Annotated in this window: 22 protein-coding genes; 13 read left to right on the forward strand and 9 right to left on the reverse strand. The window is 73.3% G+C overall.

The genetic code is table 11. The features are described 5' to 3' along the window. Positions 1–43: 43 nt before the first annotated feature. Entirely contained in the window at positions 44–946 is a 903-nt protein-coding gene (locus tag HN031_RS14415) for a DMT family transporter (RefSeq protein WP_172270961.1), read from the reverse strand. A gap of 149 nt (positions 947–1,095) precedes the next feature. Between HN031_RS14415 and lepA the strand changes: the two genes are divergently transcribed. Together lepA and HN031_RS14425 are read left to right on the forward strand one after the other, a co-directional pair. Then, complete coding sequence (gene lepA, locus HN031_RS14420; RefSeq protein ID WP_172270963.1) at positions 1,096–2,970, forward strand: translation elongation factor 4; 1,875 nt, start codon at positions 1,096–1,098, stop codon at positions 2,968–2,970. 2 nt (positions 2,971–2,972) lie between these two features. Continuing rightward, positions 2,973–3,479 (forward strand): HutD family protein, encoded by a 507-nt coding sequence (locus HN031_RS14425; protein WP_172270965.1) that lies wholly within the window; start codon positions 2,973–2,975, stop codon positions 3,477–3,479. Here HN031_RS14425 and HN031_RS14430 read toward each other — a convergent pair. Continuing rightward, complete coding sequence (locus HN031_RS14430) at positions 3,472–4,038, reverse strand: TIGR03086 family metal-binding protein (protein ID WP_172270967.1); 567 nt, start codon at positions 4,036–4,038, stop codon at positions 3,472–3,474. The two genes, HN031_RS14425 and HN031_RS14430, sit on opposite strands and share 8 nt — an antisense overlap. A 51-nt stretch (positions 4,039–4,089) precedes the next feature. Here HN031_RS14430 and HN031_RS14435 point away from each other — a divergent pair, with 51 nt between their 5' ends. The 3 genes from HN031_RS14435 to HN031_RS14445 are packed head-to-tail and all read left to right on the forward strand — an operon-like array spanning position 4,090 to position 5,885. Beyond that, positions 4,090–4,935, forward strand: a complete 846-nt coding sequence (locus HN031_RS14435) for an AraC family transcriptional regulator (RefSeq protein ID WP_172270969.1) — start codon at positions 4,090–4,092, stop codon at positions 4,933–4,935. A gap of 37 nt (positions 4,936–4,972) precedes the next feature. Then, positions 4,973–5,317, forward strand: a complete 345-nt coding sequence (locus HN031_RS14440; RefSeq protein ID WP_172270971.1) for a hypothetical protein — start codon at positions 4,973–4,975, stop codon at positions 5,315–5,317. Beyond that, entirely contained in the window at positions 5,310–5,885 is a 576-nt protein-coding gene (locus tag HN031_RS14445) for a hypothetical protein (RefSeq protein ID WP_172270973.1), read from the forward strand. The genes HN031_RS14440 and HN031_RS14445 overlap by 8 nt, the downstream gene beginning before the upstream one ends. Positions 5,886–5,952: 67 nt before the next feature. On the opposite strand, the gene HN031_RS14450 is transcribed toward HN031_RS14445, so the two are convergent. Continuing rightward, complete coding sequence (locus tag HN031_RS14450; protein WP_172270975.1) at positions 5,953–7,068, reverse strand: winged helix DNA-binding domain-containing protein; 1,116 nt, start codon at positions 7,066–7,068, stop codon at positions 5,953–5,955. Between the two features lie 3 nt (positions 7,069–7,071). Further along, the gene (locus HN031_RS14455) at positions 7,072–7,524 is read right to left on the reverse strand and encodes an XdhC family protein (RefSeq protein WP_172270976.1); all 453 of its coding nucleotides are present in this window, start codon (positions 7,522–7,524) and stop codon (positions 7,072–7,074) included. A 23-nt stretch (positions 7,525–7,547) separates the two neighbouring features. Here HN031_RS14455 and HN031_RS14460 point away from each other — a divergent pair, with 23 nt between their 5' ends. From HN031_RS14460 to hemW, 3 genes are all read left to right on the forward strand, one after another. Continuing rightward, positions 7,548–8,480 (forward strand): aminoglycoside phosphotransferase family protein, encoded by a 933-nt coding sequence (locus HN031_RS14460; RefSeq protein WP_172270977.1) that lies wholly within the window; start codon positions 7,548–7,550, stop codon positions 8,478–8,480. Positions 8,481–8,625: 145 nt separating this feature from the next. Continuing rightward, entirely contained in the window at positions 8,626–10,446 is a 1,821-nt protein-coding gene (locus HN031_RS14465) for a long-chain fatty acid--CoA ligase (RefSeq protein ID WP_172270978.1), read from the forward strand. 47 nt (positions 10,447–10,493) lie between these two features. Then, positions 10,494–11,711: a radical SAM family heme chaperone HemW gene (gene hemW, locus HN031_RS14470; protein WP_172270979.1), complete on the forward strand. Its 1,218-nt coding sequence runs from the start codon at positions 10,494–10,496 to the stop codon at positions 11,709–11,711. 154 nt (positions 11,712–11,865) lie between these two features. On the opposite strand, the gene HN031_RS14475 is transcribed toward hemW, so the two are convergent. Then, on the reverse strand, positions 11,866–12,714 hold the full coding sequence (locus HN031_RS14475; protein ID WP_172270980.1) for a DUF3097 domain-containing protein: 849 nt from the start codon (positions 12,712–12,714) through the stop codon (positions 11,866–11,868). A 46-nt stretch (positions 12,715–12,760) separates the two neighbouring features. On the opposite strand from HN031_RS14475, the gene HN031_RS14480 reads away from it, so the two are divergent. Further along, positions 12,761–13,069: a hypothetical protein gene (locus HN031_RS14480; protein ID WP_172270981.1), complete on the forward strand. Its 309-nt coding sequence runs from the start codon at positions 12,761–12,763 to the stop codon at positions 13,067–13,069. A gap of 22 nt (positions 13,070–13,091) precedes the next feature. Here HN031_RS14480 and HN031_RS14485 read toward each other — a convergent pair whose 3' ends face one another. From HN031_RS14485 to HN031_RS14495, 3 genes are read right to left on the reverse strand one after another with little or no spacing between them, the layout of a single operon-like run. Then, entirely contained in the window at positions 13,092–13,508 is a 417-nt protein-coding gene (locus tag HN031_RS14485; RefSeq protein WP_172270982.1) for a hypothetical protein, read from the reverse strand. A gap of 56 nt (positions 13,509–13,564) precedes the next feature. After that, positions 13,565–14,248 (reverse strand): DUF2470 domain-containing protein, encoded by a 684-nt coding sequence (locus tag HN031_RS14490; protein ID WP_172270983.1) that lies wholly within the window; start codon positions 14,246–14,248, stop codon positions 13,565–13,567. Between the two features lie 48 nt (positions 14,249–14,296). Next, complete coding sequence (locus tag HN031_RS14495) at positions 14,297–15,160, reverse strand: MBL fold metallo-hydrolase (protein ID WP_172270984.1); 864 nt, start codon at positions 15,158–15,160, stop codon at positions 14,297–14,299. A 107-nt stretch (positions 15,161–15,267) separates the two neighbouring features. On the opposite strand from HN031_RS14495, the gene hrcA reads away from it, so the two are divergent. From hrcA to HN031_RS14510, 3 genes are read left to right on the forward strand one after another with little or no spacing between them, the layout of a single operon-like run. After that, positions 15,268–16,290, forward strand: a complete 1,023-nt coding sequence (gene hrcA / locus HN031_RS14500; protein ID WP_172270986.1) for a heat-inducible transcriptional repressor HrcA — start codon at positions 15,268–15,270, stop codon at positions 16,288–16,290. Continuing rightward, entirely contained in the window at positions 16,287–17,453 is a 1,167-nt protein-coding gene (gene dnaJ, locus HN031_RS14505) for a molecular chaperone DnaJ (RefSeq protein ID WP_172270988.1), read from the forward strand. Before hrcA ends, dnaJ begins: the two co-directional genes overlap by 4 nt. 15 nt (positions 17,454–17,468) lie before the next feature. Further along, positions 17,469–18,209, forward strand: a complete 741-nt coding sequence (locus HN031_RS14510) for a 16S rRNA (uracil(1498)-N(3))-methyltransferase (RefSeq protein ID WP_172270990.1) — start codon at positions 17,469–17,471, stop codon at positions 18,207–18,209. Between the two features lie 161 nt (positions 18,210–18,370). Here HN031_RS14510 and HN031_RS14515 read toward each other — a convergent pair whose 3' ends face one another. After that, positions 18,371–19,357 carry a Gmad2 immunoglobulin-like domain-containing protein gene (locus HN031_RS14515; RefSeq protein WP_172270992.1) on the reverse strand — a complete coding sequence of 329 codons (987 nt, stop codon included), beginning with the start codon at positions 19,355–19,357 and terminating at the stop codon, positions 18,371–18,373. A 153-nt stretch (positions 19,358–19,510) separates the two neighbouring features. Here HN031_RS14515 and HN031_RS14520 point away from each other — a divergent pair, with 153 nt between their 5' ends. Continuing rightward, positions 19,511–19,864 (forward strand): HIT domain-containing protein, encoded by a 354-nt coding sequence (locus tag HN031_RS14520; RefSeq protein ID WP_172270994.1) that lies wholly within the window; start codon positions 19,511–19,513, stop codon positions 19,862–19,864. Position 19,865 lies beyond the last annotated feature (1 nt).

Here is a 19,865-nt window from a genome sequence, read left to right on the forward strand (position 1 = left end):
GTCGCGACCGAGGCGCCCGGCCAGACGTGGACGCCGACGGGACCTAGACGCCGGCCGGGACGGGTGCGCTCCGCGTCCGGGTGGCCGCCGCCACGCCCACGACGGCGACGACCAGCCCCACCAGCTGCGTCGGCGACAGGGTCTCGTCGAGGACCACCCACGCCAGCACCGCGGTGACCGGCGGGCTCACGAAGAACAGGCTGGCCGCGGCACCCGACCCGCCACGCAGCACGAGCAGCGACAGCAGCACGAGGCCCACGATCGAGTTCACCACCGCCAGGAAGAGGACGGCCACGAGGGCCTGGCGGGCGTCGGTCACCGGCCAGGCGCCCTCCGTGGTCCACCCGAGGACCAGCAACGGAGGCGCCGACATCGCGAACTGCACGGCCGCCGACCACAGCAGGTCGGGCTGCGCGCCGATCCACCGCTGGCCGAGCGTCCCGAGGCTCAGCGTCAGCATGCTGAGGCAGCCGATGAGGACCGCGACCGGACCGCCGGCGTGGCCGAGGTCCGCGCCCAGCACCAGCAGCACGCCCGCCACCCCGACGCCGAACCCGGCGACCTGCACCTTCGAGACCCGCTCGCCGAGGAGCGCGGCCGCGAGCAGGGCGGTGAGCACCGGGCTGAGCGCGTGGAACAGCGAGGCCAGGGTCGCACCGAGCCCCAGGTCGAACGCGACGTACATCAGCCCGAACTGCAGGGCGTTCATGACGAGCCCGACGACGGCCACCCGGCGGAGCGTCGCCCGGTCCATCCGGGTGGGTCGCCGCAGGACGAGGGCGAGCCCGGCGGCGAGCAGCGCTGCCACCACGAAGCGCCAGCCCAGCACCGAGAACGGGGCGGCGGCGTGCACGGCGGCGGGCCCGGAGATGTAGCCCGACGACCAGACCAGCACGAAGGCCGCGGCCGGGACGAGCGGCAGCGTCGAACCGGTCCGTGGGGGCACCGCCGCACGCTAGCGTCCCGGCACCTGGGGGCCGGTGGGAGGCGCGGCCGCCGAGACGGCCCGCTCCGGCGGCCCGTCGCCGGTTCGGTCGGGCAGGACCCGCGTGGAAGAATGACGCGATCCCGCCGTCGTACCACTGAAAGCAGTCCGTGAGCCTCAAGAACGCGCCGCAGCCTGGCTCGACCGACCCGTCGATCATCCGCAACTTCTGCATCATCGCGCACATCGACCACGGCAAGTCGACGCTGGCCGACCGGATGCTGCAGCTCACCGGGGTGGTCGACGAGCGGGCGGCGCGCGCGCAGTACCTCGACCGGATGGACATCGAGCGCGAGCGCGGCATCACGATCAAGAGCCAGGCCGTGCGGATGCCCTGGACGGTGCCGGCCGACAACGACGAGGGTGCCGACCCCGGCACCTATGTGCTCAACATGATCGACACGCCCGGCCACGTCGACTTCACCTACGAGGTGTCGCGCTCGCTCGAGGCCTGCGAGGCCGCCGTCCTGCTCGTCGACGCCGCGCAGGGCATCGAGGCGCAGACGCTGGCCAACCTCTACCTCGCGATGGGCGCCGACCTCCACATCATCCCGGTGCTCAACAAGATCGACCTGCCCGGGGCGATGGTCGACAAGTACGCCGCCGAGCTCGCCGGCCTGGTCGGCTGCGAGCCCGAGGACGTGCTGCGCGTCAGCGCCAAGACCGGCGTGGGCGTGGCCGGCCTCCTCAACGAGATCGTCCTGCAGACACCCGCGCCCGTCGGCGACGCCGACGCGCCGGCGCGCGCCCTCATCTTCGACTCGGTCTACGACACCTACCGCGGCGTCGTCACCTACGTCCGGGTCGTCGACGGCAAGCTCACCCACCGCGACCGGATCAAGATGATGTCGACCGGCGCGGTGCACGAGATGCTCGAGGTGGGCGTGATCAGCCCCGAGCCGGTGAAGGCCGCGGACCTCGGGGTCGGCGAGGTGGGCTACCTGATCACCGGCGTGAAGGACGTGCGCCAGTCGCGCGTCGGCGACACCGTCACCAGCCAGCACCACGGGGCCACCGACGCGCTGGGCGGCTACAAGCACCCCAACCCCATGGTCTACTCCGGGCTCTACCCGATCGACGGCGACGACTACCCGACGCTGCGCGACGCCCTGGAGCGGCTGCAGCTCAACGACGCGGCGCTGACCTTCGAGCCGGAGACCTCCGGTGCCCTGGGCTTCGGCTTCCGCATCGGCTTCCTCGGCCTGCTGCACATGGAGATCACCCGCGACCGGCTCGAGCGCGAGTTCAACCTCGACCTCATCTCGACCGCGCCCAACGTGGTCTACGAGGTGGTCATGGAGGACGGCACCGAGGTCACGGTGACCAACCCGAGCGAGTACCCCGAGGGCAAGATCAGCGAGGTCCGCGAGCCGGTGGTCAAGGCGACGATCCTCAGCCCGAGCGACTACATCGGCACGATCATGGAGCTCTGCCAGACCAAGCGCGGCAGCCTGGAGGGGATGGACTACCTCTCCGAGGACCGCGTCGAGATGCGCTACACGCTGCCGATGGGCGAGATCGTCTTCGACTTCTTCGACCAGCTGAAGTCGCGCACCAAGGGCTACGCCTCCCTCGACTACGAGCGCTCCGGCGAGCAGGCGGCGGACCTGGTGAAGGTCGACATCCTGCTGCAGGGCGAGCCGGTCGACGCGTTCTCCGCGATCGTGCACAAGGACGCGGCCTACGGCTACGGCGTGATGATGGCCGGCAAGCTCAAGGAGCTCATCCCGCGCCAGCAGTTCGAGGTGCCGATCCAGGCCGCCATCGGCGCGCGCGTGATCGCCCGCGAGAACATCCGCGCCATCCGCAAGGACGTGCTGGCCAAGTGCTACGGCGGTGACATCAGCCGCAAGCGCAAGCTGCTCGAGAAGCAGAAGGCCGGCAAGAAGCGGATGAAGAACATCGGCACCGTCGAGGTCCCGCCCGAGGCCTTCGTCGCCGCGCTCTCGACCACGCAGCCGACCGAGAAGTCCGGCAAGAAGTAGCCGTGCCGGTCGTCCGCGCCGACGACGTCACCGCGCGGCCCTGGGCCAACGGTGGCGGCGTCACGCGCGAGCTCGCGACGGCCGCGGACGGCTCGTGGCGGATCAGCCTCGCCGACGTCGACCGCGACGGGCCCTTCTCGACGTTCCCGGACCGGCAGCGGCTGCTGACGCTCGTGGACGGCGCCGTGCTCGGGCTCGAGGTCGACGGCACGGCCCACGTCGTCGAGCCGCGCCGCCCGTTCGCCTTCGACGGTGGAGCCGCCGTCGTGGCCACGGTGCCCGAGGGGCCGGTGCGGGTGCTCAACGTGATCGCCGGGCCCAGCGTGACGCCGTACGTCACCGTGCTGGAGCTCGGCCGCACCTCGACGCTGCCGCTGGCCGAGGACCAGGCGGCGTACGTCCTCGCCGGCCGGCCGGACGGCGCCGAGGTCGGCTGCCTGCTCACCGGTCCGGGTGGGGTGTCGGGTCGGTGCACCGTGGCGGTCGTGACGCTCGAGGCCGTCAGCTGACGGTGGCCGGCTCCCAGCGGGGGTCGCGGCCCAGCCGGGCGAGCAGCCGGTCCGTCGCGCTCGCGTCGGGGTCGACGTCGACGGGCCCGGTGCACACGCCGTCGGAGTAGAGGGCGTCGCCCCAGCCGTCGGCGGTGGCGTGGAGCTCGGCGGCCTCCGCCTCGTCGATCGACCACGGCTGGCGGGTCGCCCGGGCGACGTCGGAGCCGTGGACGACGAGGTCCCAGCCGTAGAAGTCGGCCATCGTGGCGGCGATCGTGGTGCGGCCGAAGAAGCCGTCGTACTCCCGGTCGGCGACGCCGTCGCGGTCCAGCACCGCGGCCACCTCGGCCGCGTGCCGGCGCCATCCCGCGGCCGGGTCGGTGAGGTCGGGCCGGGGGCCCGGGGCGAGGTCGTGGCGCTCGAGGAAGTCGCGCTCGGTGTCGACGACGTGCGCGACGACGTCGCGGACGGACCAGCCCTCGCAGGGCGTGGGGGCGTCCCACTGCGCGTCGGCGCGGTCGAGGATGTCGGCGAAGGTGGCGGCGCGCTGGGTGAAGTGCTGTGCGGTGGTGGTCATGGGTCCACGCTCGCACCGCTCGTGTCGGTGCCTCTTGTGATAATCCGACACATGACCGGACAGGTGCCCCTCCAGCCGGTCGACCCGGTCGACCGCGCGCACCTCACCGGCCTGAGCAGGCCCTCGCCGCCCATCCACCGCTACGCGCCGTCCGCGCACCTCGCCCACCTGGTCGAGCGCTACTGGATCCCGGTCTGGTCCCTGGCCGAGCCCTCCACGCAGAGCACGCTGCAGCACCCGGTGTGCCTCGTCGTGGTCAGCAACACCTACGCCCGCTTCTACGGCGTGGCGCGCGGCCGGTCCAGCGTCACCCTCGAGGGCGACGGCTGGGCCGTCGGCACGATGCTCGCGCCCGCGGCCGGGCGTCTGGTCCTCGGGCGGTCGGTCGCCGAGGTGACCGACACGTGGATCGACCTGTCCGAGGTGCTGCCCGACGACCACGCCGGGCTGGTCGACCGGGTCCGGGCCGCGATGGCCGACGAGCCCGGCAGCCCCGTCGCCCACGCGGCCGCCATCGCGGCCACCGAGGACTGGCTGACCACCCTCCTCCCGGTCGACGCGCAGGGCCTGCAGGTCAACCGGCTGGTCGCCTGGCTGCGCGAGCACCCGGAGGCGACCCGGGTGGGCGACCTGGCGCGGGAGGCCGGGTTGTCGGAGCGGAGCCTCCAGCGGCTGGTGGAGCAGCGCCTCGGCCTCGCCCCCAAGTGGCTGGTCCAGCGGCGACGGCTGCACGACGCCGTGCTGGCGCTCAAGACGGGCGACGGCGCCCTCGCCGACATGGCGGCCGACCTCGGCTACACCGACCAGGCCCACTTCACCCACGACTTCCGCACGGTGACGGGCATGACACCGGGGGAGTACCTCCGCGACCAGCCGTCCGCTGGGACGTCAACCTGAGGTTGACAGACGGTGGCCCGCGCGGCACGGTGGTGGCATGTCCCCGATCCCGGCCCACCTCCTCGTCGCCCTCGCGTTCACGGTCGTCGTCGGCCTGGTCTCCGGCGGCACCTGGCCCTACTTCGTCATGGGCGCCGGGCTGGCGCTCTCGCTGTGGGTGATGCTCTTCGCCGGCTCCTGGGCCGGTCCCGAGCGGGAGACCCACGGGCGCACCTCCGCCTCGCACTACGCCGTCGCGGCAGCGGTCGCGCTCGTGCTCGGCTACGCCATGTACGTCGTGGGCGACGGCGCCTCGTGGTGGGCCACCGGCGTGATCCTCGCCGGCGTGCTGGTGCCGGCCGGCCTGGTGGCCAGCCGGTCGCGAGCCGGCGACGGTGCCTGAGGACGACCCGCTCGACCGGGTGAGGGCGGCCGCCACCGCGGTGCACCTCGCCGAGCGCGCCCTCGCCGACGCCGTGCGGCGCGCGCAGGCGGCCGGCCACAGCTGGGCCGCGGTGGGCGCGGTCCTCGGCACCTCGCGGCAGGCGGCCTTCAAGCGGTTCGGGACGCCGCGCGACCCGCGTACGGGCCGGCCGATGGCCCCCGCCGACACAGCCGGCGTGGTGGCGACCACCGAGGGCGTCTTCGCGGCCCTCGACGCAGGCCGCTACGACGAGCTCCGCGCGATGATGCCCGACGACGTCGCCCGGGTGCTCACCCGCGACGTCGTCCTCGGCGCCTGGGCGCGCGCGGTCGCCGACACCGGCAACCTGGTCGCGTGCCGCGACACGGTCGTGCAGCTGCCCGGAGGTGAGGACGCGCCGTCCGCCGAGGTGCTCGGCACCGTGGTGGGCGCCACCACGCTGGTCTGCGAGGCCGGCGAGTGGCAGGGCCGGGTCGCGCTGGGCCAGGACGGGGGCCTGCTCGGCCTGCTGGTGGTGCCGGTCGGTGCGGACGGGCTGCCGTTCTGAGCCGTTCTGACCCGTCTTGGGCCGTTCTGGGCCGTTCTGGGCCCTTTCGCCGAGACCGCGAGGCGCCTCAGACGGCCTCGCGGGTGAGCGACACGTCCGTCACCTCGATGCCCAGGGCCGCCTCGAGGGCCGCGACCGGCTCCTCCAGCTCCGTCCTCGTCGGCTTGCGGGTGCGGGCGAACCACGTGACCTCGAGCGGACGTCGCCGCGAGCTGCCGCCGGCCCGCCAGAAACCGGTGATCCTCCCGTCGACCAGCAGCGGCGGGAGCAGCATCCCGTTGGACTCGTTCCACAGGCGGCGGTTGTGCTCGGGGCTCACGAAGCGGTCGCGCGCCTTGGAGTCGTAGCCGCACAGCAGCGCGTCGAACTCCGGGAGCAGCCGTACGCCGGGCAGGTCCCGCGGCGGCGGCGCGTCCGCCAGGTCGAGGTAGCCGCGCCCGTCCGGACCCTCGTCCTCGACGACGTCCGTGCCGCCGAGGCCCGCGAGGCCCTCCTCGACCGCGCCCAGGGACACCCCCGACCACCACGCCAGGTCCTGGCGGGACGAGGGACCGTGGGCCGCGAGGTGCAGGCGGACGACGTCGGTCGTGGTGGCCGGCCCCGTGCGGTCGAAGGTCCGGTAGACGGGCCTGCCCTGACCCTCCCACCGGTCGCCGGAGGCCGGCCGGCGGACGAGCCCGCCGTGGGCGAAGGACAGGTAGCGCCCCGGGACGGTCTCCGTGGCCCCCTCCGCGTGCGGTGCGTGCCGGCCGAGCCAGTCGACGAGGTGGTCGCGGAGCTCGTCGGGGGTGCGCCACTCGCGGGCGAAGTCCTCGATGGAGAGCCACAGGGCCGCGAGCTGGTCGTCGGTGACGCCCAGCATCCGGGCCCAGCGGCGGTGCTGGCCGACCCGGGTCGCCTCGGCGAGCACCGTGTAGGCCGCCGAGCTGGCCGTGTGCACCGTGCCGCGGATCGTGCTGCCCCGCACGATCGCGCCCGCGTCGTACGCCTCGGTGATCGCCGCGTGGGTGGTGCCGGGGAAGCGGGCGCCGAGCCCGATGAAGGCGGAGCGGGCGGTCTGCGTCTGCATGTCGCCGATCGCGTGCACCGCGGCCGCGACCTCGGCGCCGCTGCCGGGGACGGGACGGTCGGGGAGCTGCCGGGCCAGCGACGCCGCGCCCAGCTCGGCCCAGGTGCGCGCCACGTCTCAGCCGCGCATCGGGCCGCCGGGGCGGCCGTGGGACTCGGCGACGATCTCCGCGACCACTGACAGCGCGATCTCGCCCGGGGCCCTGCCACCGAGGTCGTGGCCCGCAGGCACGTGGAGAGTGGACACGTCGACGCCCTCGGCGAGAAGCTCCTCGACCAGCCCCGCGGCGCGTCGCCGGCTCGCCATCATGGCGACGTAGGCCGCCTCGGAGGCGAGCGCAGCCCGCAGGACCGCCGGGGCGTCCGGGGCGTCGTGGTCGCAGAGGACGACCGCGTCCCCGGGGCGGGGGTCGAGCCCCGGACCGCCGTCGTCGGCCGGCTCGACGACCACGGTGCGGCCCACCGTCGACGCGATGGCGGCCACCGCCCGGGCGATCGGGTTGTCGCTGAGGACGAGGATCCGCCCGTGCTCGACGCCGTCGTCGGACCACGGCCGCTGGCGATCGCTCATGGCGGCCAGCCTAGAGTCGCGGCATGCCCGTCACCATCCCTCCGGGACTGCTCGCGCAGCGGGCGCTCGGCGAGGACTGGTCCGGGTGGCTGGACCGGTTGCCGCGCCTGGCCGCCGACCTCCTCGAGGAGTGGCGGCTCACGCCGGTCGCGCTGCCGCTGCACGGGTTCTGCTCCCTCGTGCTGCCGGTCACCGACGCCGACGGCACGGGCGCGGCCCTCAAGATCACCTTCGACGGCGACGAGGAGTCGCTGCACGAGGGACTGGCCCTGCAGCACTGGGGCGGGCGCGGCGCCGTACGCCTGCTCCGGGCCGACCCGCGGCGGCGCGCGCTCCTGCTCGGGTGGCTGCCCGGCCCCGACATGGGCGACGTGTGGGACGTGGAGGCGTGCGAGGTCGTCGGCGGGCTCTACGACCGGCTGCACGTCCCCGCCATGCCGCAGCTGGCCACCGTGGCGTCGTACGTCGAGCGGTGGCTGCGCGACCTCGACGAGCTGGGCCGTGACGTGCCGATCCCGCGGCGCTACGTCGAGCAGGCGTTGGCGCTCGGCCGCGACCTCCTCGCCGATGCGGCCGGCCCGGTCGTGGTGCACGGCGACCTGCACTACGCCAACGTGATGGCCGACGACGCAGGGGCGTGGCTGGCCATCGATCCCAAGCCGATGGCCGGCGACCCGCACTACGAGCCCGCGCCCATGCTGTGGAACAGGATGGAGGAGCTGAGCGGCCCCGGCGCCGTCGGCTCGGTGCGCGACGGGCTGCGGCGCCGCTTCCACGCCCTCGTCGACGCCGGTGGGCTCGACGAGGCGCGGGCGCGCGACTGGGTCGTGGTCCGGATGGTCGTCAACGCCGGGTGGACGGTGCAGGACGCCCGCGCTGACCGTCGTCGGCTCACGGCCGAGGAGCAGGACTGGATCACCCGCTGCGTCGCGATCACCAAGGCCGTGCAGGACTAGTCGTCCGCCGCGGCTCACTGGTCCGGTCAATTCGCCGTGTTTGCTACCACTCGGTAAACCAAGTGATCTAGGTTACAGCCCAGTCAGCAGCAAGCCCCGCTGTGTGACGCGCCGCGTCACGCTCCGACGAATGAGTAGGTAACAGATGCCGATCACCATCGACACGGCGTTCCTCGACACCATGCCACCCAACGTGGCCGTCCAGTTCTTCGACCGCGTCGCGGCGTCGCCCGACAGCGAGGCGTTCCGCTTCCCGCGCGGCGAGGCCTGGGAGTCCGTCACGTGGAAGCAGGCCGGTGACAAGGTGGAGGCACTCGCCGCGGGCCTGATCGCCCTGGGGGTCGAGCCCGAGCAGCGCGTGGGGATCGCGTCGGGCACCCGCTACGAGTGGATCCTGGCCGACCTCGCGATCATGTGCGCCGCCGGCGCCACCACGACGGTCTACCCGAGCACCAACGCCGAGGACACCGTCTACATCCTGGGTGACTCCGAGAGCCGGGTCGTCTTCGCCGAGGACGCCGAGCAGCTCGCCAAGCTCACCGCGCACCGCGCGGAGCTGCCCCACGTCAGCAAGGTGGTCGTCCTCGACGGCCAGGGCGACGGCGACTGGGTGATCTCCCTCGACGACCTCGCCGCGCTCGGCGCGGCCAGGCTGGCCGAGCAGCCCGACGTCGTGCGTACGACGTCGCAGGCGATCGCCCCCGACCAGCTCGCCACCTTGATCTACACCTCCGGGACCACCGGTCGCCCCAAGGGCGTGCGGCTGCGGCACTCCTCGTGGGTCTACGAGGGCGAGGCGATCCGCGCGCAGGGCATCCTCGGCCCGGACGACCTCGAGTTCCGCTGGCTGCCGATGGCCCACTCGTTCGGCAAGGTGCTCATGTCGACGCAGATGGCGTGCGGCTTCGCCGCCGCGATCGACGGCCGCGTCGAGAAGATCGTCGACAACCTCGGCGTCGTGAAGCCGACCTTCATGGGCGCGGCCCCGCGCATCTTCGAGAAGGCGCACGGCCGCATCGTCACCATGCAGGCCGCCGAGGGCGGCGCCAAGGAGAAGATCTTCAAGAGCGCCTTCAAGGTGGGCCTCGAGGTCGAGCGGCTCAAGCGCGAGGGCAAGTCCGTCCCGCTGGGGCTCAAGGTCCAGCACGGCCTGTTCGACCGGCTGGTCTTCTCCAAGATCCGCGACCGCTTCGGCGGCAACGTCCGCTTCTTCATCTCGGGCGCCGCGGCGCTCAACCGCGACATCGCCGAGTGGTTCGGCGCGGCCGGCATCACGATCCTCGAGGGCTACGGCCTGACGGAGACCTCGGCCGGCTCGTTCGTCAACCACCCCCAGCAGAACAAGTTCGGCACGGTCGGTCCGGTCTTCCCGGGCAGCGAGGTCAAGCTCGGCGAGAACGACGAGATCATGATCAAGGGTCCCGGCGTCATGGACGGCTACCACAACCTGCCCGAGGAGACGGCGAAGACGCTGACCTCCGACGGCTGGCTGCACACCGGTGACAAGGGCGCCCTCGACGAGGACGGCCACCTGGTCATCACCGGTCGCATCAAGGAGCTGTTCAAGACCTCGGGCGGCAAGTACATCGCCCCGCCCGCGATCGAGTCGAAGTTCAAGGCCGTGTGCCCCTACGCCAGCCAGTTCATGGTCTTCGGCGACGAGCGCAACTACTGCGTCGCCCTCGTCACCCTCGACCCGGACGCGATGGCCGGCTGGGCCGAGGAGAACGGCATGAGCGGTGCGTCCTACACAGACATCGTGCGCTCGGACGCGGTGCGCCAGATGGTCGCCGACTACATCGAGGACCTCAACAGCCACCTCAACCGTTGGGAGACGATCAAGAAGTGGAAGCTCCTCGACCACGACCTGACGGTCGAGTCGGGCGAGCTCACCCCGTCGATGAAGGTCAAGCGCAACGTGGTGCAGCAGAACAACCAGGCGCTCATCGAGGAGATGTACGCCTGACCGTCACGGTTGCGTGAGCGGGGGTGCACGCGTGGTTGGATACCCGCGTGCCCCCCGCTCAACCCGACGGCGACCTCGCCCCCGAGGACGGCCTCTTGCCCGACGAGGCATGGGCGCAGTTCGGCAGCCGGCCCTTCGGCCTCTACGTCCACGTGCCGTTCTGCACGGTGCGCTGCGGCTACTGCGACTTCAACACCTACACCGCCCACGAGCTCGGTGACGAGGTCGGCGCCAGCCGGTCGACGTACGCCGAGGCGGCCATCCGCGAGATCCGCTTCGCCCGCAACGTCCTCGGCCACCGCGACGTGCCGATCGAGACGATCTTCTTCGGCGGAGGCACGCCCACGCTGCTGAAGGCCGCCGACCTCGGGGCGATCGTGGCGAGCGCGGCCGCGGAGTTCGGCCTCGCCGACGACGTCGAGATCACCACCGAGGCCAACCCCGACAGTGTCGCGGCCTGGGACCTCGAGGAGCTGCGCACCGCGGGGTTCAACCGGATCAGCTTCGGCATGCAGTCCGCGGTCGACCACGTCCTGCGCACCCTCGACCGCACCCACGACCCGCTGCGGGTGCCGGCGGTGGTCGACTGGGCACGCCGGGCCGGCTTCGAGGACGTCAGCCTCGACCTGATCTACGGCACGCCGGGGGAGTCGCTCGCCGACTGGGAGACCTCCGTCGACGCCGCCCTGGCCTGCGAGCCCGACCACGTCTCGGCCTACTCGCTCATCGTCGAGGACGGCACCGCGATGGCGCGCCAGGTGGCGCGCGGCGAGCTCCCCATGCCCGACGAGGACGACCTCGCCGACAAGTACCACCTCGCCGACGAGCGGTTCACCGCCGCCGGGCTCGGCTGGTACGAGGTGTCCAACTGGGCCACCTCGCCCGACCACTGGTGCCGCCACAACCTCCTCTACTGGACCGGCGGCCACTGGTGGGGCGTCGGCCCCGGCGCGCACTCGCACGTCGGCGGCGTCCGCTGGTGGAACGTCAAGCACCCCGCCGCGTACGCCCAGCGGCTCGCCACCGGCGTCTCGCCCGCCCTCGCCCGCGAGGTGCTCGGCTACCGCGACCAGCGCGTCGAGCGGGTCCTGCTCGAGATCCGCCTCGTCGAGGGCCTGCCGGTCACCGCGCTCGAGGCCGCGGGCCGCTCGCACGTGGCACGGCTCGTCGCCGACGGCCTCGTCGAGCTCGTGGCCGAGCGGCTCGTGCTCACCCAGCGCGGCCGGCTCCTCGCCGACGCCGTGGTGCGCGACCTGGTCGACTGAACCCGCTCGCTGGTCGAGTAGCCCGCGAGGGACGAGCGGGCGTATCGAGACCCATCAGTCATCGCGGATCTCGATACGGGTCGCCGGTCCCTCGCTGCGCTCGGGTCCGGCCGAGCCCTACTCGATCTCCCGACGTGATCTTCCCTGAGCAAGCTCAGGGAAGCGTCGTGAAGTCGATGAGCTCCTCGACCCGGCCGAGCAGGGCCGGCTCGAGGTCGGCGTACGACGTGACCCGGCCGAGGATGTGCTTCCAGGCGCGGGCGATGTCGGCCTGGTCGCGGTGCGGCCAGCCGAGCTGCTGGCAGGTGCCGGTCTTCCAGTCGATGCCCTTGGGCACCGAGGGCCAGCGGGGGATCCCGAGCCGGTCGGGCTTGACCGCCTGCCAGACGTCGATGAACGGGTGGCCGACGACGAGGACGTGCTTGCCGACGGGGGAGCGGGCGATGCCCTGCGCGATGCGGGCCTCCTTGGACCCGGGGACCAGGTGGTCGACGAGGACGCCGACGCGACGCTCGGGTCCGGGCCTGAAGTCGCGGAGGTGGTCGGCGAGGTCGTCGACGCCGCCGAGGTACTCCACGACGACGCCCTCGATGCGCAGGTCGTCGCCCCACACCTTCTCGACGAGCTCGGCGTCGTGGCGGCCCTCGACGAAGATCCGGCTGGCGCGGGCGACGCGGGCGCGGGCGTTGGGCACGGCGACGGAGCCGGACGCCGTACGCGTGGGCGCGGCGGGGGCGCCGCCGCGGACCGGGCGGGTGAGGATCACCGGCTTGCCCTCGAGCAGGAAGCCGGGACCGAGCGGGAACGTCCGCCGCTTGCCGCGCCGGTCCTCGAGGGTCAGCGTGTCGATGTCGCGGTCGACCGCGACCACCTCGCCGCACCAGTCGGTCGTGACCTCCTCGACGACCATCCCGAGCTCGGTGGGCACCTCGACGGCACGGCCGTTGCGGGGCGCCTTCCAGTCATCGGAGAGGACGTCGGTTCCGTAGCGATCGCTGGGCACCGGGTCACGTTAGGCGGCCGACGCCGCGAAACGGGGGTGGCACGCCGTGGCCAAGCGCTCCAGGCCGACCCAGCAGAGCGACATCGCGCGCTCCTTCGGGGGCCGCAGCGGGTTCGCCTCCGAGGAGCTCGACGCCCGCGGTCGGCGTGTCGCGCCGATGAGCCGCTGGGAGTGGGCCGCGGCCCGGCTCACGTGGGACGAGTCCGGCAACCACTACGAGGACCACGCGGACGACGACCACGTCCCGCTGTTCCGGCTGGTGCCGTCGGCCGAGCTGCTGGTCGCCGTCGCGTGCGTGCTCGTCTTCGTCGGGGGGTTCGCCGCGCTGATCGCCTACCTGGCGCTCACGCGCTGAGCCCCGGCGCCGCGGCGAGAGGTCAGCCCTCGGCGATGCCGTCGCCCTGGGCGCCCTCGCCACTGTTGGCGTCGACGCTCGTGTCGGTGGTCGAGGCGTCGGGCTCGCGGCTCGCCTGGCCCGCACCCTCGCCCGGGCCGCCGCTCTGGCTCGGCGCGGTGCTGGCACCGTCGTCGTTGCCGAGGTCCTCCTGCGTGGCGTCCATCTCGAGCTCCTCGCGGCTCTTGGTCTCCTCGGCGTCGGGGTCGAGCGGCTCCGCGAGCGGGTTGTCCTCGCCCGGCTGGAGGTCCTCGGGGAGCTGGTCGTCGGAGATGCCGCCGAGGGTCGCGGAGTCGGGCGACGTCGTACCTCCCGAGTGGTCCGAGTCCGCCGGGCTGGTGCCGCTGGAGGACCGCGGGGTCTCGGTGTGGTCGGGCTGGGACTCGGTGTTCTCGGTCATGTCCTCATGCAACCGACTCGAGCCGGTCGCGTCCAGCCCCATGGGGGTGTGGCGTCTCAGCAGAGGCCGGCGTGCAGCTGTGAGCGCAGCGCCTCGCCGAGCTCCTGCGGCGAGGACACCGTGCGCAGGAAGTTGAGGCGCTCGGTGTGGGCCCCGGCCGAGTCGAGCCACGACACGTCGACGCCCGACGGGTCGACCCGCAGCAGGCTGGCCGCGAGGAGGGTCCGCGCCGGGATCCCGAAGGTCGAGGCCATCGCCGTGCGCAGCTCGCTCTCGTGCGCCTCGTTGGCGTGCTCGGCGGTGCGCTGGAGGTAGCCGGGGTTGAGGACGTGGCGGCGGTCGCGGAACCGGTCGAGGTCCACCGGCACCGGCCGGTCGTCGCAGAACAGCGTCACCCGCGTGGGGTCGAGCGCCACGAGGGAGCGTGACCCACCGCAGCACGCGCAGCCGGAGCCGCGCTCGGCGAGTCGGCCCAGGAGGAACAGGTCGATCCGACGACCGCCCGTCGCCGGGTGGCTCAACCCGCTGGACACCTCGACCACGCCGCCCGCGCCGCCACGGGCGGCAGTGACCAGCGCGGAGTCCTCGCAGGCGCTGAAGACCGGCGCGCCGTGCACGTCGCAGGTGACGTCGTAGTCCTCGTCGAGGCTGGTCTCGCGGTCCTCGCTCACCCGGAGGGTGATCGCGTCGGGGCACGACAGCACGCTGCGGGCCAGCACTGCTGCTTCGGTCGGTGTCATCGGTCCTCCGGCAATTAGGTAAGGCAAGCCTAACTGGCTGGAGGGTGATCACACCAGAGGGAGCCGCTTCTGGCTGCGGGGCAGGTGCTCGTAGCCCAGGCGCACGGCGCTGACGAGGAGTGCCGGGTCCCACGGCCATTCGCCCTGGGCCAGGGCCTCGGACTGCGGCACGCCGCGCGACGCCAGGTCGCGGATCGTCTCGGCGACCACGCCGAGATCGACGCGCTGGTCCTGGACGAACGCCTTGTCGACCACCCGGCCGTGGCCGGGGACGACCACGGTCGCGTCGGTCATCAGCTCGAGGACGAGGTCGAGCGTCAGCGGCCACTCGAGCGGCCAGGAGTCGTCGCCGATGAATGGCGGGTCGGACTCCTCGACCAGGTCGCCCCCGAGCAGCACGTCGGCGTCGGGGACGCGGACCACGAGGTCGCCGGCGGTGTGGCCGCGGCCGGGGTGCACGAGCTCGACCGCCCGGTCGCCCAGGTCGAGCTGGACCACCGACGAGAACGTGTGGGTGGGCGGTCGGAGCGCCGTGGCGAGGATCTCGTCGCGGTGCGGGTCGCCCGCCGCGTCCTCGTACTTCGCGAAGGTGCGCTCCGCGGACTCGACCATGTGCTCGGCCGCCCAGTCGGTCGCGTGGATGGGCACCTCGCCGAGCTGCTCGACCACGGTGGCGTTGCCGAAGTGGTGGTCCCAGTGCTCGTGGGTGTTGACGATCCCGGTCAGCGGCCCCGCGCCGAGGCGTCGTACGTCGTCGGCAACGGCGCGCGCCTGGGCGGCCGAGCCGTGCGTGTCGACCATCAGCAGGCCGTCGGACCCGCCGACGAGCGTGATGTTGACGTGCATCCAGTCGTAGTGCGCCACCCAGACCCGCGGGGCGACCTCGGTGAAGCGGGGGGTGTGGTCGGCCATGCTCGCGAGCCTACGGTTGGCTAGTAGTCTTGGCACTCAGGACGAACGAGTGCCAGCCCGTGCCGGATGGCACCGGGTGCGCCGCCCCGCGAGCGAGGAGGGATCCCATGGTCGACGACCGCAAGCTGGACGTGCTGCGCGCGATCGTGGAGGACTACGTCGCCACCGAGGAGCCGGTGGGCTCGAAGGCCCTCGTCGAGCGCCACGGCCTAGGCGTGTCACCGGCGACGGTGCGCAACGACATGGCCGCCCTCGAGGACGAGGGCTACATCCACCAGCCGCACACCAGCGCCGGCCGGGTGCCGACCGACAAGGGCTACCGGCTATTCGTCGACAAGCTCGCCACCCTCAAGCCGATGAGCGCGGCGGAGCGCCGGGCCATCTCGACGCTGCTGGACGGCGCCGTCGATCTCGACGACGTCGTGCAGAAGTCGGTGCGGCTGCTGAGCCAGCTCACCCGCCAGGTCGCGATCGTGCAGTACCCCACCCTGTCCCGCTCGACGGTGCGCCACATCGAGCTCGTCTCGCTCACCCCGACCCGGATCATGGTGATCCTCATCCTCAGCACCGGCCGGGTCGAGCAGCGCCTCGTCGAGCTCGACGAGGCCGTCGTCGACACCGACCTCGCGGAGGTGCGGGTCGCGGTCAACCAGGCGAGCGCGGGGGTGCAGATCGCTGCCGCGGCCGCCGCCCTGGGCGAGCTGCCCGACGCGGTCCGCCCGGAGCAGGCCGAGTCGACGCGCGCGATCGTCAGCGTGCTCGCCGAGGCGATGTCCGACCACCGCAGCGACGAGCGCGTCGCGGTGAGCGGCACGTCCAACCTGGCCCGCTACGGCGATTTCGAGACGGCCGTGCGGCCCCTGCTCGAGGCGCTCGAGGAGCACGTCGTGCTGCTCAAGCTGCTCGGCGAGTCGGGCGTCGATGCGCTCACCGTCCGCATCGGGCACGAAGGCCCCTACTCCGAGCTCGCGGCCACCAGCGTGGTGGCCACCGGCTACGGCCCGCAGGAGTTCCACCTCGGCTCCCTCGGCGTGGTCGGTCCGACCCGCATGGACTACCCCGGGTCCATGGCAGCCGTGCGCGCGGTCGCGCGCTACGTCTCCCGGATCCTCGATGAAGGAAACCAGTGACCCAGGACCCCTACGAGATCCTCGGCGTCTCCCGAGACGCCGGTGCCGACGAGATCAAGAAGGCCTACCGCAAGCTCGCCCGGCAGCTGCACCCCGACGTGAACCCGGACCCGGAGACCCAGGACCGGTTCAAGGACGTCACCCGCGCCTACGAGGTGCTGAGCGACCCCGGCAAGCGGGCGGCGTACGACCGCGGCGGTGACGCCTTCAGTCAGGGCTTCGGCGGTGCCGGCCAGGGCTTCTCGTTCACCGACATCATGGACGCGTTCTTCGGCGGCGGGGCTCCCGGCGGCGGCCAGACCCGCGGCCCGCGCTCGCGGGCCCGCCGTGGCCAGGACGCGCTGATCCGCCTCGACGTGACGCTGGCGGAGGCCGCCTTCGGCGTGACCCGCGAGCTCAAGGTCGACACCGCCCTGCGCTGCGAGGCGTGCGAGGGGCAGGGCACGGCGCCCGGCACCTCGCCGACGACCTGCGAGACGTGCCACGGCCAGGGCGAGGTCGCCGTCGTGCAGCGCTCGTTCCTCGGCGAGATCCGCACCCTGCGCCCGTGCGCGGCGTGCCGCGGCTACGGCTCGATCATCCCCGACCCCTGCCGGGAGTGCTCCGGCGACGGCCGGGTCCGCTCGCGCCGCACGCTGACCGTGAAGATCCCCGCCGGCGTCGACCACGGCACCCGCGTCCAGCTCACCGGGCAGGGCGAGGTCGGCCCCGGCGGCGGACCGTCCGGCGACCTCTACGTCGAGATCCACGTCGAGCCGCACCCGACCTTCAATCGCAACGGCAACGACCTGCACACCACGGTGTCGCTGCCGATGACGGCGGCCGCCCTCGGCACGCACCTCACCCTGCCGCTGCTCGAGGCCGACGTGGCGAGCGCCGACTCGGAGTCCGGGACGGAGACGACCTTCGAGCTCGAGATCAGCCCGGGCACCCAGTCCGGCAGCGAGCAGGTCATCCGTGGCTTCGGCGTGCCGAGCCTGCGCGGCGGTCGTGGCGACCTGGTCGTCAGCGTCGTCGTCGACACCCCCACGCGGCTCGACCCGCGCCAGGAGGAGCTGCTGCGCGAGCTGGCGGCGATCCGCGGCGAGGAGACGCCCGACGGGCAGGTCGAGGCCCCGCACAAGTCGATGTTCGGCCGCCTGCGCGACGCCTTCCAGGGCTGAGTCGGGCGCCGCGCCGTGTCGCTGCCGGTCCACCTCGTCGAGTCGCTGGCCGACGCGACGGTCGGGTCCCTGGTCGAGGTGACCGGTGACGAGGCGCACCACGCCGTCGCCGTACGCCGGCTGCGCGAGGGCGAGCAGGTCGTGCTGACCGACGGCCGCGGCACGTCGGTCACCGGCGAGGTGGCCGCCACCGGCAAGCGGCTGTTCACCGTGACGGTGGGCTCGCTCGAGCGCACCACCCGCCCCGACCCGGCCGTCACCGTGGTCCAGGCACTGCCCAAGGGCGACCGCGGCGAGCTCGCCGTCGAGGTGCTGACCGAGGTCGGGGTCGACACCGTCGTCCCGTGGGCCGCGTCGCGATCCGTCGCGGTGTGGAAGGGCGAGCGGGCCGCGAAGTCGCACGCCAGGTGGCAGGCCACCGCCCGCGAGGCCGCCAAGCAGTCCCGCCGCTCGTGGCTGCCCACCGTGGCCCCGCTCGCCTCGACCGCGGAGGTCGGGCGCATCGTCGCGGCGGCCGACCTCGCCGTCGTGCTGCACGAGGACGCCGCCGCTCCGCTCAGCGCGGTCGACGTACCCGCCTCCGGGCGGATCGTGGTGATCGTCGGGCCCGAGGGCGGCATCGCCCCCGAGGAGCTCACCGCCTTCGCCGAGGCCGGCGCCCAGGCCGTCCGGCTCGGCGACGAGGTGCTCCGCACCTCGACCGCGGGCGTCGTCGCGGTCGCGGCGCTGCTGGCCCGCACCGCTCGCTGGGGCTGACGGCGCGAGGGGGCGGGCTGGTCGGTCGGCTGGCTCCGGCTCGGCGGTCACCGGATATCCGGGGACTCCCGCGACAACGCGGAAGATCCGAGTCACCGGATGACTCGGATCTTCCGCGGTCTCGGCCGACGGCCGACGGCGTACGACACGCCGCGACGCGCCTACCGGACGGTGATCGTCTTCGTGTCGACCGACGGCCCGTTGCCCTCGGCCCCACCGCTGGGGTCGTCGGTCTCGCACTGGACGACCACCTCGCCGGTGACGCCGCCGAGCGGCAGCTCGACCTCGAACGGGAAGAGCCGGTCCTCCATCCACCCGTCGGACTGGTAGCCCTCGAGCGCGACCTCCTGGCCGCCCTGCAGGAGCCGGCAGGGGCCCGACGCCTCGAAGGAGTTCGCCACGCCGGTGACCGTGACCGTGTCGCCGGAGACCGTGTCGCCCTCGGCGGGCGAGGTGATGTTGACCAGGTTGAGGGTACGCAGCGCGCTGGCCGCCGAGACCGGCGTGCCGGTGGGTCGACCGAAGAGGTCGAGGCCCGGGGCGTCGCGCTGGACGACCACCGGCACCCGCTCCTGCTGGACGCCCTGGAGGGTGAGCACGAGCTGCTGCAGGGCGAGGCGGGCGTCGCGCCTGCTCATCCCGTCGGGCGCCTCGGTGAAGGCGTCGGAGGGGAGCTGCACGAGGAGGACGCCGTCGGTGGCGGTGACCGAGGCGACCTCCATCTGCGGCCACAGCGTGCGGTAGTCCGGGTCGTCGGGCTGGCCGCCGCCCGCGACGAGGCGGGCCGCCTCGGTCAGCGGGTCGCCCTGCACCCGGTGGAACTCGCGGAACAGGGCGGTCCTGCCGCCCGGGCCGTCGCCGGCGAAGTAGACCGGGACGGCGGTGCCGGACTCGGACGGTGCCTCCGAGGTGGACTCGGTGGGCGACTCGGTCGGCGTCCCGGTGGAGGACTCGACCGGCGAGGGCGAGGGGGACTCCGACTGCTGCGCCCCGTCGCTCGCCGTCGGCTCGCTGGTCGAGTCGGAGACGGGCCTCGGGTCCTCGCCGCAGGCGACGAGGACCAGGCTGGTCGCCACGACGACGACCGCGGCGCCCGCGCGGCGTCGTACGGCGCGGGCGAGAACCGCTCGGGACGTGGTGGGGGTCATGGTCGTCACGGTACGGCGCCTCGGCGCCCGCCGATCCGCGCACACGCCGCGCCACCCCGACCACCCCGGCGCACCCGCACCCGCCGAGCGCGGCCGATCACCCGACCGTCGATTCCGGGCGCCGCGCGCGCCCCGCAGCCGTAGGGTGGCGCCATGAGCGACACCTCGGCGGACTGCGTCTTCTGCAAGATCGTCGCCGGGGACATCCCGGCCGACGTGCTCGGTCGCAACGACCACGCGATCGCGATCAAGGACCTCAACCCGCAGGCCCCGTTCCACGCGCTCGTGCTGCCGGTGGCGCACCACGAGAACGCCGGAGCCTCGGCCGCGGCGGACCCGACCGGCACCGGGCACGCGATCGCGCTGGCCGACGAGGTCGCCCGGGCGTCCGGCAACGACGACTACCGGCTCGTCGCCAACACGGGCGCCTCCGCCGGCCAGACCGTCTTCCACACCCACTTCCACGTCCTCGGCTCCGCGCCCGGGATGACCGAGTCGCTGGTCTGAC

The organism is Nocardioides sp. zg-1308, assembly GCF_013155375.1.
Taxonomy (GTDB): domain Bacteria; phylum Actinomycetota; class Actinomycetes; order Propionibacteriales; family Nocardioidaceae; genus Nocardioides; species Nocardioides renjunii.

Bases quoted from the DNA above. Each gene is read 5' to 3' on its own strand.
- HN031_RS14455 (WP_172270976.1), bottom strand. From the start codon at position 7,524: ATGAGCGATCGCCAGCGGCCGTGGTCCGACGACGGCGTCGAGCACGGG.
- HN031_RS14485 (WP_172270982.1), bottom strand. From the start codon at position 13,508: ATGACCGAGAACACCGAGTCCCAGCCCGACCACACCGAGACCCCGCGG.
- HN031_RS14435 (WP_172270969.1), top strand. From the start codon at position 4,090: ATGACCGGACAGGTGCCCCTCCAGCCGGTCGACCCGGTCGACCGCGCG.
- HN031_RS14465 (WP_172270978.1), top strand. From the start codon at position 8,626: ATGCCGATCACCATCGACACGGCGTTCCTCGACACCATGCCACCCAAC.
- HN031_RS14440 (WP_172270971.1), top strand. From the start codon at position 4,973: ATGTCCCCGATCCCGGCCCACCTCCTCGTCGCCCTCGCGTTCACGGTC.
- HN031_RS14430 (WP_172270967.1), bottom strand. From the start codon at position 4,038: ATGACCACCACCGCACAGCACTTCACCCAGCGCGCCGCCACCTTCGCC.
- HN031_RS14495 (WP_172270984.1), bottom strand. From the start codon at position 15,160: ATGGCCGACCACACCCCCCGCTTCACCGAGGTCGCCCCGCGGGTCTGG.
- HN031_RS14460 (WP_172270977.1), top strand. From the start codon at position 7,548: ATGCCCGTCACCATCCCTCCGGGACTGCTCGCGCAGCGGGCGCTCGGC.
- HN031_RS14515 (WP_172270992.1), bottom strand. From the start codon at position 19,357: ATGACCCCCACCACGTCCCGAGCGGTTCTCGCCCGCGCCGTACGACGC.
- hrcA (WP_172270986.1), top strand. From the start codon at position 15,268: ATGGTCGACGACCGCAAGCTGGACGTGCTGCGCGCGATCGTGGAGGAC.
- HN031_RS14520 (WP_172270994.1), top strand. From the start codon at position 19,511: ATGAGCGACACCTCGGCGGACTGCGTCTTCTGCAAGATCGTCGCCGGG.
- HN031_RS14490 (WP_172270983.1), bottom strand. From the start codon at position 14,248: ATGACACCGACCGAAGCAGCAGTGCTGGCCCGCAGCGTGCTGTCGTGC.